Origin of the sequence: Corynebacterium aquilae DSM 44791 (assembly GCF_001941445.1) — a bacterium.
GTDB classification, from domain to species: domain Bacteria; phylum Actinomycetota; class Actinomycetes; order Mycobacteriales; family Mycobacteriaceae; genus Corynebacterium; species Corynebacterium aquilae.
Genome location: NZ_CP009245.1, coordinates 991,841 through 1,006,069, shown reverse-complemented (window position 1 = coordinate 1,006,069; position 14,229 = coordinate 991,841). Strand labels below are relative to the sequence as shown.

Below are 14,229 nucleotides of genomic sequence, written 5' to 3'. Positions count from 1 at the left end.
GCTTTTCAGTATGTACAACGCGAAACTCGCCAAATTAGTTCCACAGATCACTTTTCTTCACACAAACGTCACATGCGCAGACTAAAAGGTTTCTTCCAGGTACTTGCTTAACGAGAAACAGAGATTCGTCTACGGACAAAAACACAAGGTCCCCAAAGCGCACGCTGGCACACGGCATGCAATGTTGTCTCATTTACCGCCCCATTCCCGCAGCGCCACCAACTCTTCGGGCTTGTGAGGAAAAGTTTCACAATGCACTAGATGAGATAGATGAGCTTCAATCTGTGAATGCCAGGCTGCTGGCTCGAATCTTGATGAAGTGCTCAGCTAGACCTGATGCAACCCGCCCAATAGTTGCCCCGTGGCACAATCCCTTTAACAGTTTTAGAAACCAAGTAGCTAACAACGCTAAAAGCCGCCTAGGAATGAAATCGCCTACTATGCCTTCTTTTCTCATTACCTACAACCGCAGGAGTGGGGTCGTAAGCGTTCGTGAATTTGCCGATCCCATCGAAGCAGCGGTCGAGCGAGTAAACCGAGCTCTGGAATCGACAGACACCGATACCGAAATCGTGACTGTTAGCAGCGCCTCGCTAGAAAGCGTGAAACAATCTCACTCCCGATACTTCATGCGCGAGCAAGCCGTTTCATAAGCTCCTTATGCCTCCATCTGGATCCGAGCCTAAGAATGAAAGGTTTTCTAGGGCTACTGGGGTTTGGTTTTAGCTTTTAAAAACCTTTAAGGAATTGAGATACACCGACGGTGGGCTTGGCAGAGAAATAGCCCCCGACCTGTGTTTAAGGTCGGAGGCTATGGGGTGCCCCCAGTCGGACTCGAACCGACACTTGGCGGATTTTAAGTCCGCTGCCTCTGCCAATTGGGCTATAGGGGCGTGACTTTTCGCACCACTAGTCGTGCGCGCCACGGGACTACTTTAGCACCCTGCCCACAGCGGGTGATATCGCCCAGGGAGAGGCCCAGAAGCTGAATCGTGAAACCGGGCAAAAAGCCCAGGAGGAAGACTATCCGCCAGCGACCGCCAGGGAAGCGATGATGCCGTCCAGGATGTCTTTTTCGCTAATCCGCAGGGTGCTATGCCCCATCGGCTTCAGAGTATCGATGATGCCCTGCACGACAACGCACCCGCCGCCAAGCACGTCAGCACGGCCGGGATGAATCACCGGGTTATGAGCCCGCTGGGCAACGGTCTGCCCCAGGACCTGCTCCGCGAGATGACGCAGGGAATCCATGCGCAGCTCACTGCCGTGGATCGCCCGCGGATCGTAAGATTCCAGCCCCTGAGCCAGGGCCGACAAAGTAGTGAAGGTGCCAGCACACCCCACCACCGTGCGTGCTTTATCCAACGGGACGATGGTTTTCACATCGTCCATGCGCTTTGCCACCGTATCGCGGGCAATTTCAATTTCACTTGCGGTGGGCGGGTCGCTGCGCAAAATCCGCTCGGACAGTCGCACGCAGCCCATATGGGCAGAGTGCGCGCCCAAGATGTTGCCGTCGGATTCACCCACGATAAATTCGGTGGATCCGCCGCCAAGATCAATCACGAGGAAAGGCCCTTCGGAGGCAGGAATATCGGCGACGGCCCCCACGAAGGACAGGTGGGCCTCTTCCTCACCACTAATCACCTCAGCGCGACGCCCCGGCACAATCTGCCCCAGCAAGCGGGCAGTCATCGTGAAAAACTCCTCCTTATTGGAGGCATCACGGGTGGCGGAGGTCGCCACCATGCGGACATCGCTGACGAAGTTGTCCTTCATGATCTCGACATAGCGGGCGAGAGCTTTCTCAGTGCGCTCGAGGGCCTCAGGGGCGAACTTTCCGGTCGCGTCCACGTCCTGCCCGAGACGAACAATAGTCATCTCGCGCACGATGTCTTTAGCGACGACGTGGCCTTCAGCGGTGACAGCAACTTCGCTAATCAGCAGGCGGATGGAATTAGTTCCGCAATCAACGGCAGCTAAACGGGTCATAGGCTTTTAGGGCTTCACTCCGGCATTAGAGAAATCAAAATCATCCAAGTTGATGCCGAGCTCCGCACAGGTCGGCCAATCCGCAGGAATAGCAGTACCGCGCAGCTGTGCGTGCTCGGCGGCCATAGCCACACTCTCGGTACCCAGGCGGAAGTGCTCCGGCCCCTCAGCCAGAGCATAAGCAATGAGGACGTGCAGGCACTTCACCCGGTCGGGCATACCGCCGCCAGAAAAATCAGTACCAAGATCTTCGATCTTGTTGCGCTCAGCCAAGTAGTACTCGTGAGCCTTGCGGTAATCCTCACGCAGCTCCTCGTCGCTTTCAAGCCGGCTGCTCATCCACTTCATGACGTGCGCGACCTCCAGGCGGGAAGCCTCGGCAGTCAAACGCGGATCCGTCAAGTAGTACAAGGTCGGAAAAGGCGTGCCATCATCCAGGCGCGGGGCAGTTTTCACCACGCCCGGAGCCCCGTCAGGGCACCGGTAGGAGATCTCCAAAACCCCGCGCGGGGTGCGGCCCAACTGCTGTGCTACATCCAGGATGTCTTTTTCGCTAACGCTCATGACTGCATATTCTGTCATGAACCCGGCCCCAAGGCATGGTCGACCTCGGCAAAGGTGAGACAGTCATGCCCCCAACACCCAATGCAACCTAGGTCACGTCCCAACAAGTGGGCACACCACAAAGCACCCGCCCAACCACAACACGGTTAAACGGGTGCCACAAACAAACTTTTGCCTATTGCGCCGCCGGAGCATCCGGCGCAGGCGCCGGCGCTGGGGCGTTATCCACCGGAGGAACCTCCGGGTTGCCCTCCGGCGCGGGCACCTGATCGGCAGGTTCTTCCGGGGCCGGAGTAGGAAGCGGCTGGCCTTCGATCGGCAACCGACTCGTGGTCTCCGCATCACTGGGTGCAGGCGGATGCCCAATACCAACAGCGCTCGGGGCCTCTTCCTGAGAAATCGACGCCCACAACTGGCTATACCAAGGCCCAGCAAGAGCCGCAGGGTCCTCCCGCTTCGTCGCTTGGGGATTTTCACCCAACGCAGGATCCAAAATGCGAAACGCCGTCTCCCCGGGCTCAATCACCCCGAAGCGGGCACGAGCCTGCTCACGAATGTAATCATCGGACTGCAGCTCACCGAGCTGGGCAGACAGATCGTCTTTTTGTTTTTGCTTCGCCGCAATACTGGCGGTGACACGCGCGATCTCACCGCGCTGTTGGGCGTAGTTACGCACCGGCACGGCCACAATCACCAGCACCGCCAAAAACACGGTGGCCAGGATCGCGATTTCGACATGACTAATCGGCCTGATCGGTTCGCGTTTTGCTTTCAGCGCGGCGACTGCCTGCTTGTGCCGCTGGTTAAGTTCGCGCCGGGAGACCGGCACTTGTCCGCGGCTGCGCTTGTTGTCACCTTTTGCCATAGTGCCCACAGTCTAGCGAGCTTTGGTCAGGAAAGCCTGGATAGACACCTTTAGCGCGGCTGTGGGTTGGGTGCGGGTGTGTCAGGGCCCAAACGGGCAACGGCCCTCGCCGGTGCAACCACTGGGCGTGGTTGGTGGGGCGAGGGCCGTTGGGGCAGGCTAGGGGCCTGCCGGGCGCTTTTAGGGGCTTAGCCCTGGAAGCGCGGGAAGGCGGAGCGGCCGGCGTAGACGGCGCTGGAGCCGAGCATCTGCTCGATGCGGAGCAGCTGGTTGTACTTGGCGACGCGCTCGGAGCGGGCGGGGGCACCGGTCTTGATCTGGCCACAGTTCAGGGCGACGGCCAGGTCGGCGATGGTGGTGTCCTCGGTCTCACCGGAGCGGTGGGACATCATGCAGCGGTAGCCGTTGCGGTGTGCCATCTCGACGGCGTCGAAGGTCTCGGTGAGGGTACCGATCTGGTTGACCTTGACCAGCAGGGCGTTGGCGGCCTTCTTCTCAATGCCTTCGGCCAGGCGGGCGGGGTTGGTGACGAAGAAGTCGTCGCCGACGATCTGGACCTTGTCGCCGATTTCGGCGGTGAGGTGGGTGTAGCCCTCCCAGTCGTCTTCCTGCAGCGGGTCTTCGATGGAGACGATCGGGTATTCCTCGATCAGCTTCTTGTAGACCTCGGTCATTTCGGCGGCGGTGTGCTGGCCACCTTCGAAGTTGTAGACGCCCTTGTCCTTGTCGAAGAACTCGGAGGAGGCAACGTCGAGTGCGAGGGCAACGTCGGTGCCGGGGGTGTAGCCGGCCTTGGTGATGGCCTCGACGATGAGGTCGAGGGCTGCCTTGGTGGACTCGACGGAGGGAGCGAAGCCGCCCTCGTCGCCCAGGCCGGTGGACAGGCCCTTGGCCTTAATGACGGCCTTGAGGTTGTGGTAGACCTCTGCGCCCATGCGCAGTGCCTCGGAGAAGGATTCTGCACCGATGGGGGCGATCATGAATTCCTGGACGTCGACGCCGGAGTCGGCGTGGGCGCCACCGTTGACGATGTTCATCATCGGCACGGGCAGCAGGTGGGCGTTAGGGCCACCGATGTAGCGGAACAGTTCCAGGCCGGCGGAATCGGCGGCTGCCTTGGCCACTGCCATGGAGACGCCGAGGATGGCGTTGGCGCCGAGGTTCTTCTTGTTGGGGGTGCCGTCCAGGTCGATCATGGCCTGGTCGACGATGCGCTGGTCGTCAGCTTCGAGGCCGACGAGTTCGTCGCTGATGGTCTCGTTGACGTTTTCGACAGCCTTCAGCACGCCCTTGCCCTGGTAGCGGTCGCCACCGTCGCGCAGCTCGTGTGCTTCGTGGACACCGGTGGATGCGCCGGAAGGAACGCCGGCGACGCCGTGGCTTCCGTCATCGAGGAATGCTTCGACCTCGACGGTGGGGTTGCCGCGGGAATCCATGATTTCGCGGGCGAAGATGTGCATAATTTCAGCCACTTGGGCCTCCTAGCCAGTAGGTATTGATGTTCGTCGGGGCACCCATAACCGTGACTCATGTGCGTGTGCACTGTGCTGAGGCTGCGTGGTGTGGTTGCTGGCGGCAACCGCACGTCGATGGCTGTGGGCACCGATAGTGTCAATTGTTCCACTTTTTGTGGATTCGTGACGCCAGTTATTTTTTCGGGGGCACTCCACCTGCGTCACAGCGCCAGAAATGTGAGAGATAGCACTCCCACATGTCCGAGCAAACACAACAAATCGGAAGCAATCGGACTTTTTAAATGTCGCTTTAGTCGCCCCACTTCCCCACACCCGAACGCGCCCCACCGCTGCCCCCCACCCCAAAACCCACGCCCAAGCCCCCGCAATCATCACCAATCATCACCAACCATCAGGCTGCACCCCTGCGCGCTAGAAAGCGCCAGCGCAGCCGGAAATCTTTAGGGATGTTCCCGCAGCGCGTAGTGGGCGGCCGCGTTGCGGACTTTGACGAGATAGTCGCCGGAGTGGTTGTAGGCGTAGATGGCCTTTGTCCACCCCTGCGGGGTGTCAAGATCACGGCCGTCGAGGCAGAGGTAGCGGGCGGCGGATGCCGCCGCATCGTCGATCTGGTTAGGGTCGGCAACCCCGTCACCGTTGGCGTCAATGCCGATAGTGCGGAAAGTTTCGGGAATGAACTGCATGGGACCAACGGCGCGATCATATTCGGAGTCCCCGTCCCATTTCCCCTGATCGGTATCGCGGATTTCGGCGAATCCGGGGGAGCCATCCAGTGGCACGCCCACGATGATGGGGGTGACGAATCCGTTGTCGTCGATGGAAGGCTTGGACCCGAGCAGCTTTGAGGTATAGGTGCCGTGGCGGGTTTCCACGTAACCAATGCCCGCCAGGGTGGTCCAATTCAGATGACAGTCGGGCCAGGATTTCTCCGCGATCAGCTGGGCGTTGGCATAGGCCGCGAGCGCCGGTACGGAAATTCCAGTGTCGGCGGCGATTGGGGCAGCCCACTCATACAGCGCGACGGAGGTACGCCCGGGGGCGTCGATATCTATGGCTGGGGGCTGGGCGCCGTGCGCTGGCGGGACATCTTCGGGGACCGGTTCGTTTGAGGGGAAATCTACCCGACCTGCAAGTACGGCAATGAGAGCACCGATCATCACCACAATCATGATCAGTGCGAGCACCGCTGCAAAAAAGCAGCCGCGCAGAGTTTTTCTGCCTGCAGCCATGAGACGTCATCCTACCGCCTTGTTCTTTTTGGGTGGGCACATAGGCGGGGATCATCAGCATCTTTTTAGACTGCCGACACTCATGCAGGTCGGCGCACCCAGCGCACACCCAGCATCGGTGGTGCGGGAAGTGTGATGCGGCAAGCGGGGGCAGTTTGCGGGAACCAGGAAATCTCACGCGGCGCGGGAGGCGCGCCAAAAAAGTCGGTGCGGTTGCGGCTGAGCCTGCGGTTGTGGCTGCGGTTGTGGTTGTGGCGGGGCGGCATGAAGTGGAACGAGGTGAGGCGGGGTGAGGCGGGGTGGGGTGAGCTTTACCCCCGTTTCCCACCCGAACCCTTGCCCCATTAGTCACAATAGTGTTCAATTTTCACAAAGACCCCACCAGTAACAGGTGTGGAGTGGGTGCTACGGCATCCCCACCGGAGCAGCACCAGCTGTTTTTCTTCGTTTTTCTTCCCCCTCGACAACGAAAGTTTCAACCACATGATCAAGCGCGTTCTTGCCTCCGCTGCCGCAGCAGCCATCGCCACCGCTTCCCTGGCCACCCCGGCACACGCCGCCAACGAAGCTACCATCCTCGGCCTGGTCATCGGCACCAACACCGCCAACGCACTGACCTGCGATGACACCAAGGCCCTGCTGGAAGGCTTCGGTCTGCTCGACCCGAACGACACCCGCGAATCCCTGCGCACCAAGACCGCCACCAAGATCGCCGCTGTCGCCGGCCAGCTCGACCAAAGTGGTGTGGTGGGCGCAAAGGTCTCCACCGACCTGGCAGCCCGCGCCGACGAGTGTGGCCTGGTCAAAAAAGATCAGCTCAGCCAGCTGTCCTCCCAGATGGGCTCCAGCGAGATGAGCAAGCTGGGCGACATGGCCGCTATCCTCGGCCCCCTGCTCAAGCAGCAGTAGCCACCACCAGCCTTCCCCCACAACCCGCCGCCGGCACCGCACCGACGGCGGGTTGTGCCGTGCCCGGCCCCTTTTTCACCACCCACAGCCCGCCACAGACCCACCCCTCGCGCACCATCGCACACATGGCGCAGCTTTCAGCCCGAAGTCCCAGCGCGCATGGAACCGAAACAGTCCCACACGCCAGCGAATACACAGGCGCCCTCACATAGGGGCGCAATTTACTAATCCAGGGTCGGTTCCTTCGGAAGCTGCAACTCCCCCAGCCCCACCAGCGGCGGCAGGAGCGAAGAATCCGCCGTCAAAGGATCAAACGCCGGCTTTTTCGACTCCTCCCACAAGCGCTGCTGCTCCTCGATGGAAACAATCTCCGTGGTGCCATCAAACAAGTACGGCGCACGCGCCCGCATCTTTGCCACAAAAGCGTCGGCCACCGAACCGAAATCAAACGCGCCCCGCTCCTGCGCGATCTGGGCGTGGAACAGCACCTGCAGCAACACATCCGACAGCTCGTCGCGCAGCTCCGCTTCGCGTGACATCCCCGCCCCGCCGGCCTGGTTCTCAATCGCCTCGATAAGCTCCTCGGTTTCCTCCCGCAAATACGGAATCAAACTCTGGTGAGTCTGGCTGCGCTCCCACTGGCCAATCTCCAGGGCGCGACGCATCACCGCCATCGCCTCATCGATCGCACGAAGCCGCTCCGGGATGACCTCCTGCCCCCGCGACGCCGCCGCATACAGCTTCTCCCCGCGCGCCAGCGCCTCGCGCACCAACGGATCATCCTCGTTGGAGGACACCAACACCGGCTCATCGGCAGCGACCCCCACCGCCGGCGGCAGCGCCGCCGCGCGGGCAGCAATATCGCCAACAACCCAGCGCACATGCACCCCCACCTCATCGGTGTAACGAATCTCACCCCTAAGGACGGCGATGGCGTCCACGGGAATGGTGTCGGGGCAGCGCGGATCGAGAAGAACAACAGACATGGCCTAGAGCATAGCGACCCGCAGCGCCCCACGAGACGAAACCCCACCACCAAACACCCACCCCCAAGCACCCAACACCCATGCGTTTTCTCTGGTGGAAAGCAGCAACGCTACCCCCGCACCACAACGCCAACACACCCCCGGCAATCACTCACCGGCGCATCCGCCTTTGTATTGATAGCCACTTCCACGCTTCGAACCACTCCCCTTTTGCGCCTGCGCTGCCACGCCACCACCCCCGCCGCATCACCCGAAAGAGTGCCAGACGTGGCATTTCTCACCCTGAATAAACAAAGGCATGGCTACCACAAAACCCACACAGGGGTCTAGCCTTAGAACCGGTGGGTGCGCCTAACCTAAAAAAGCACCGCACTGCTAACGCACGGTGTGCACACCCTGCGCTCACTTTTTCGACCCACGAATCGTTCAAGCCAGCGCATCCCAGGCACACACCCACCCGCACGTTTCGATAGCCGCCCGGACCCGAGACCGCCCCGCACCCCGCAGGGCACACCACCAGCCGCCACAGGTCACCACAAGACCCACAACGGCCACCGGTTACCTCGCGTCACACCTTGCCAAGGACGAATACCCAACATGCTGTTCGCCAACTTCCTCATCGGCCTTCGCGAAGGCCTCGAAGCATCGATGGTCGTCATGATCCTCGTCGCCTTCCTGGTTAAAGGCCACCGCACCGACCAACTGAAATGGGTCTGGATCGGCGTCGCCGCCGCGTTGGGCACCACCATCGCCACCTTCCTCGCCATCCAACTGGGCACCAAAACCCTGACCTCAACCGGCCAAGAACTCGTCGGCGGCATCGCCTCCCTCGTCGCAGTCGCCCTGGTCACCTGGATGCTGCTGTGGATGCGCGGGGCATCGAAAAACATGAGCAAGGAACTGTCCGGCAAGATGCAATCCGCTATCAACGTCGGCCCCTTCGCCGTCATCGTCGTCGCTTTCACTGCCGTGGTGCGCGAAGGCATCGAAACCGCACTGCTCGTCTTCGACTCCTTCACCAACGGGGCATTCGCAAAACCCTTCCTCGGGCTCGCACTCGGCATGGTGTTCTCCGTCGTCCTCGCAGCACTGATGTACCGCGGCGCACTCAAAATCAACCTCAAAGTCTTCTTCACCGTCACCGGTGTACTCCTCGTAGTCGTCGCCGCCGGCATCCTCCGCTACGGCATCACCGACCTGCAAGAAGCCGGCGTGCTGCCGGGGCTCAACAACCTCGCCTTCGACATCTCCCACATCCTCGTGCCCGGCAGCACCGCCGCCACCCTCATCGAAGGCATCTTCAACCTGGTCCCCGCCCCCACCATCGCCTCCATGATCGGCTGGGCCGTCTACCTGGTGCTCGCCCTGTGGCTATTCCTGCGGCCCCAAAAAACCACACAGCCGCACACCACCACCCACCCCACCCCGGCGCCCGCCACCGTCTAACCCCCAGCGCGCGCCCCGGCCCCGGCCGCCGCGCGCCCCACAAACTCGGCGCCCACCCCACACCGCAGCTGCGTACGGGCAGCAAGCGCCGACAATAAATCCATATTTCTTTATGCGCGCCCCACCCAGGCTGTAACCGGCCGGGAAAAGTGGGGCACACACTCACCCAAAAGACCACTAGTTTTCTACCCCAAGGACTTGACACCATCATGAAGCTTTCCAAGGCTATCTCCCTGGCGGCGCTTTCCCTCGCCCTGCCCGCAACTCTGGTTGCCTGCGCCGACAAGGTCGACGAGGCACAGTCGTCGAACTTCACCGTCACCGCCAACGATGACAGCTGTGAAATCTCCGGCACCGAAACCACCACCGGCACCTCCACCTTCGAGGTCACCAACAACGGCAAGAAGGTCACCGAGTTCTACGTCTACACCTCCGGTGGCCGCGTGGTGGGCGAGGTCGAAAACATTGGCCCCGGCCTGACCCGTAAGCTGACCGTCCAGATCACCGACCCGGGCGACTACACCCTGACCTGTAAGCCCGGCATGGTCGGCGAGGGCATTTCCTCCACCCTGAAGGTCACCGGTGAATCCAAGTCCGCCACCGACGGCGACGCGGTTCTTGCTGAGGCAGTCGACGGCTACATCGCCTACGTCCGCACCCAAACCAAGGCCCTGCAGGAGCAGACCAAACTGTTCACCGACGCCATCGACGCCGGCGACCTGGAAGGCGCTAAGGCTCTGTTCCCGATCGTGCGTACCCCCTACGAGCGCATCGAGCCGGTCGCCGAGTCCTTCCCCGACGATCTTGACCCGCGCCTCGACCTGCGCGAGCGCGACCTGGAAGAGGGCGACACCTGGACCGGTTTCCACAAGATCGAAAAGGACCTGTTCCAGGCCGGCAAGATCACCGACGAGACCAAGGCTGACGCCAAGCAGCTGACTGCCGACGTGGACGAGCTGGTCAAGGGTGTCGACTCCAAGGACTACACCATCACCCCGGCCCAGATCGCCGGTGGCGCCCAGGAGCTGCTCGACGAGATCTCCACCTCCAAGATCACCGGTGAGGAAGATGTCTTCTCCGGCACCGACCTCTACGACTTCCAGGCCAACCTGGACGGCTCCAAGGCCGCTATTGCCTCCCTGGAAAAGGCCATCGATGCCCGTGATCCGAAGCTGTTGGAGTCCATCAACGCTGACTTCGCCAAGGTGCAGAAACTGCTCGACGGCTACCGTGAGGGCGATGGTTTCGTCAACTACTCCACCGTCACCGAAGATCAGCGCAAGGAGCTGTCCAACGCTCTCGACGCGTTGACCCTGAACGTTGCCAAGGTGCAGGAACTGGTCGCGAAGTAAATCATGAATAACGCAGAGATCTCCCGCCGCGGATTCCTGGCGGGCGCAGGGCTCGGCGTGGCTGGTGTGGCGGGATTCTCTGTCATGCCTTCCGGCCCCAGCGCCCAGGCTCACATCCCCAACCACGTCGTCGACTTCGACGGCATCCACCAGGCGGGCATCACCACCGCGGCCCAAGACCGCATGCACTTCGTCTCCTTCGATGTGCTGGATGGGACAACACGTGCGGATCTTCAAGATCTGTTCAAAACGTGGACCGCCATGGCCCGCCGCATGACTGAAGGAGAGCTCGCCACGGAAGATGGCGCTGTCGGCGGGGGCGACTTCTGGGTCGCCACCGACACCGGCGAGGCCATGGATCTTCCCGCCGCGAACCTCACCATCACCATCGGCTTCGGCCCCAGCCTGTTCGATGATCGCTTCGGTTTCGCCTCCGCAAAACCCGCTGAGCTCAACGATCTGCCGCACTTTTCCGGTGACGCGATCGACGAGAAGATCAGCAAGGGCGATATCTGCATCCAGGCCTGCGCCGACGACCCCCAGGTCGCGGTGCACGCGGTGCGGGTGCTCGCCAAGGAAGGCACCGGCAAGGTTGCGGTCCGCTGGTCCCAGCTCGGTTTTGGTCGCACCTCCTCAACCACTGAGGCCCAGAAGACCCCGCGTAACCTTTTCGGTTTTAAAGACGGCACCAACAACCTGCGCGTCGAATACACCGACCTGGTGGACAAGCACGTGTGGGTCCACGAGCCCGGCGACTGGATGAACAATGGTTCCTTCCTGATCACCCGCCGTATCCGCATGCTCATTGAGAACTGGGATCGGCAGGTGCTTAAAGACCAGGAGGAGACCTTCGGGCGCGACAAGCTCGAAGGCGCCCCATTGGGCCGCAGCAACGAGTACGACGAGCTACCGCTTGATGAGTATGTCGGCACTGATGGGCCGGTCATCCCCAACGATGCGCACGCCCGCCTGGCGCACCACTCCGAAAACAATGGTGCCCGCATGCTGCGCCGCGGTTACAACTTCGTCGACGGTTCCGATGGCTTCGGCCACCTCAACGCCGGACTGTTCTTTATCGCTTTCGTCGCCAGCCCCGAACGGGATTTCATTCCCGTCCAGTCGAAGCTGTCCAAGGGCGACAAGATGAACGAATACGTCCGCTACGAGTCCTCTGCCATCTTCGCCTGCCCCGGCGGAGTGGAAGGCCCCGACGACTATTGGGGTAAGAAACTGTTCGAGCAAACCGCCTAACAGTCCCTCGCTTAACGCAACGCCCGGCCGGTGCCCGCCCTTTTAAGAAGGGGCGAACATCGGCCGGGCGTTGTGCGTGGTACACCGCAAAAACCGGGCGCACCGCCTTACTAAACGAGGATCTTTTTTCGTGTTAAGGGCTAAACCGTATCCGGTGTGGCGCGTTCAATATCTGAGGGCGGCTGGCCCGAATCCGCCTTAGCGATGCTAGATGAGTCCGAATCTGATTCATCGTCAATGATGTGGAAAAACTCATCTGTAACCACTGGCTCGGCCACGCTGAAGTCCATCTCGGGGTAGCGGGAACGCAACCCGAAAGCCAGCAGCCCCATCAGCCCGGCCCACACCACGATCCACGGCAGCGGGGTCAAAAACAGCATCAGGTAGGTCAGATAGCCCTCCAGCGAGTGGTAGTCGATGAAGATCTGGCACACCAGCATCACCACTCCCCCCGCCAAAAACAGGGCATAGGTGCGCCGGTGAGCGCGGCGCAAAACCCACATCAAAACGACCGCCATGCCGAAGCTGAAACCGCTGGGCACTGCGACGGTGGTCTGGCTGGTCCAGGGCAGATACTTCAGGAAGCACACCACCACAAACACCACCAGGCCACTGCCGATCGCCCGCACCATCCACGGCGTCATGAAGGGCTGATAGCTCGGACACAGGCGATAAGAATCCTCGGCCCGGTTCGGGGAGACCGCCACGGAAACCACCTTGGTCACCGGCAGCAACAAGGCGAGCAACGCGCCCACCCCGATGCCCAAAGCAACCGGCAAAATCGTCACAAAGAGCATGAACAGCATGTTGTCGGCCAGTTTCAGCTCGCCGAAGCTATCCAGCTTGTCTGCCAAAGCCTGCCCCCACGCGATCCAGGCGGCCTCGATGACCACACAGGTCAACGTGGCGGCAATCAACGTCTTAATGCGGGTCAGCTGCGGGATGTGCGCCAAGACCCCCATCGACACCATCACCATCGCACCGATGGCGGCGGTATTGGTCGGCATGGTGACAATCAGATTGCTTAAGCCACCGTAGGAGATACTCACCGTGACGATCAACAGCACCAGGGCCACATAAAACCCCGGGGAGCCAACAAACACCCGCAGGCGAATGGTGTCAAAGGCCGAATCGTCTTCACTGATGAGCATCTCCCCCGCCCCGGAGGAGTTCAACACGTTTCGCGGGGGATTGTCGCTGGTATAGGGATTGGCAAGGGAGGCCTCGCGACCCCGGTGAGCGCCAAAGGCGTAGGCGAAGACACCTGCAACACCGGTGACGGCAGCAACGTTGATGGGCAGCTCCAGCAGGAACAGCAGGGACAGCGCGGTGTCCGACAACAGATCCAGATCGGACAACAAAAAGATCATCGACACGGTGGTGCCCACCACGGCCACAATGCCAAACACCCACCAGGAAAGCCTGCGCAAGGCAAAGGCGAAAGCCACACCAACCAACGCCAAATCGAAGTACAGCGAAAAACTCACCCAGTCCGGCAGCAGCGCCAGCATCAAGACCAGGGCGGAAAAGCTAAACACCACCAACACTGTGGCGGTCAACAGGAAGGCTTTGACCTCGGAGACGGTCACCGAACGCAAGATCACGCTGCCCGGCTCCAGGGGCACCGGGGTGTCGACGCTGGAGTGAATCATCAGCAATCCTGCCGCCGCCAAAGGTACAGCGACCACGGCCGTGATCAGGAAGGTAAACAGCACCGCGGAGGTCACATCAACCGCGGCCGCAACCCCCGGGGAAAGCCCCGGTGCCAGCACAGCCACACTGGGAATGAAATGGAATTGGATCTCCCGCCACAGCGTCAACGCAATCCACCCCAACAGCGAGGCGGTGATGGCCTTTTTGTGGGTGGTCTCGTCGAAGCTGTACAAAAACCAGCCGGTGCCGATGATGAAGGTGCTCACCAGGGCGGGGTGGTGCGGGAAAGGTAGATAGGGCACCACCAACAGCAGGGCGGGAAGCACGGCAAACAGGGCCACCCACGCCATAACGACGTGGATCAAAAACGCCCGGTCGGTCAGATAGCGCAGGCTGAAAGGGAAGGTGCGCTCCTGCTGCTCGAGGTCTTCCAAACCAGCTGCTGATGCACAGCCGTCACACGCTGATGAGGACGTCGGTTGTAAATACTGCATAACCTTTTCGCAC

General features: G+C 61.0%; 12 protein-coding genes and 1 tRNA gene. 5 read left to right on the top strand and 8 right to left on the bottom strand.

Translation table 11 applies throughout. The features are described 5' to 3' along the window. Positions 1-440 precede the first annotated feature (440 nt). Positions 441-653, top strand: a complete 213-nt coding sequence (locus tag CAQU_RS12585) for a hypothetical protein (protein ID WP_075725520.1) — start codon at positions 441-443, stop codon at positions 651-653. 166 nt (positions 654-819) lie between these two features. Here the strand turns inward: CAQU_RS12585 and CAQU_RS04245 are convergent. The 6 genes from CAQU_RS04245 to CAQU_RS04220 form a co-directional block, all read right to left on the bottom strand. Next, a tRNA-Leu gene (locus CAQU_RS04245) sits at positions 820-893 on the bottom strand. Between the two features lie 130 nt (positions 894-1,023). Beyond that, positions 1,024-1,992, bottom strand: coding sequence for a Ppx/GppA phosphatase family protein (locus CAQU_RS04240; protein WP_075725518.1), 969 nt, complete (start codon positions 1,990-1,992; stop codon positions 1,024-1,026). Positions 1,993-1,998: 6 nt separating this feature from the next. After that, positions 1,999-2,556 (bottom strand): DUF501 domain-containing protein, encoded by a 558-nt coding sequence (locus tag CAQU_RS04235; protein WP_075728374.1) that lies wholly within the window; start codon positions 2,554-2,556, stop codon positions 1,999-2,001. Positions 2,557-2,731: 175 nt separating this feature from the next. Further along, a complete protein-coding gene (locus tag CAQU_RS04230) occupies positions 2,732-3,421 on the bottom strand; it encodes a septum formation initiator family protein (protein ID WP_075725516.1) in 690 nt (229 codons plus the stop codon). A gap of 188 nt (positions 3,422-3,609) precedes the next feature. Then, positions 3,610-4,893: a phosphopyruvate hydratase gene (gene eno, locus CAQU_RS04225; RefSeq protein ID WP_075725514.1), complete on the bottom strand. Its 1,284-nt coding sequence runs from the start codon at positions 4,891-4,893 to the stop codon at positions 3,610-3,612. A gap of 443 nt (positions 4,894-5,336) precedes the next feature. Next, a complete protein-coding gene (locus tag CAQU_RS04220) occupies positions 5,337-6,125 on the bottom strand; it encodes a lytic transglycosylase domain-containing protein (RefSeq protein WP_075725512.1) in 789 nt (262 codons plus the stop codon). Positions 6,126-6,608: 483 nt separating this feature from the next. On the opposite strand from CAQU_RS04220, the gene CAQU_RS04215 reads away from it, so the two are divergent. Continuing rightward, positions 6,609-7,034, top strand: coding sequence for a hypothetical protein (locus tag CAQU_RS04215; protein WP_075725511.1), 426 nt, complete (start codon positions 6,609-6,611; stop codon positions 7,032-7,034). Between the two features lie 224 nt (positions 7,035-7,258). On the opposite strand, the gene CAQU_RS04210 is transcribed toward CAQU_RS04215, so the two are convergent. Continuing rightward, entirely contained in the window at positions 7,259-8,020 is a 762-nt protein-coding gene (locus tag CAQU_RS04210; protein WP_075725509.1) for a MazG nucleotide pyrophosphohydrolase domain-containing protein, read from the bottom strand. A gap of 597 nt (positions 8,021-8,617) precedes the next feature. Between CAQU_RS04210 and efeU the strand changes: the two genes are divergently transcribed. The 3 genes from efeU (at position 8,618) to efeB (ending at position 12,069) form a co-directional block, all read left to right on the top strand. Next, the gene (gene efeU, locus CAQU_RS04205) at positions 8,618-9,466 is read left to right on the top strand and encodes an iron uptake transporter permease EfeU (RefSeq protein ID WP_075725507.1); all 849 of its coding nucleotides are present in this window, start codon (positions 8,618-8,620) and stop codon (positions 9,464-9,466) included. 209 nt (positions 9,467-9,675) lie between these two features. Next, complete coding sequence (gene efeO / locus CAQU_RS04200) at positions 9,676-10,818, top strand: iron uptake system protein EfeO (protein ID WP_075725506.1); 1,143 nt, start codon at positions 9,676-9,678, stop codon at positions 10,816-10,818. Positions 10,819-10,821: 3 nt separating this feature from the next. Beyond that, positions 10,822-12,069, top strand: coding sequence for an iron uptake transporter deferrochelatase/peroxidase subunit (gene efeB / locus CAQU_RS04195; RefSeq protein ID WP_075725504.1), 1,248 nt, complete (start codon positions 10,822-10,824; stop codon positions 12,067-12,069). A 140-nt stretch (positions 12,070-12,209) separates the two neighbouring features. Here efeB and CAQU_RS04190 read toward each other — a convergent pair whose 3' ends face one another. Continuing rightward, positions 12,210-14,216, bottom strand: a complete 2,007-nt coding sequence (locus CAQU_RS04190) for a hypothetical protein (RefSeq protein WP_157108895.1) — start codon at positions 14,214-14,216, stop codon at positions 12,210-12,212. Positions 14,217-14,229: the final 13 nt, after the last annotated feature.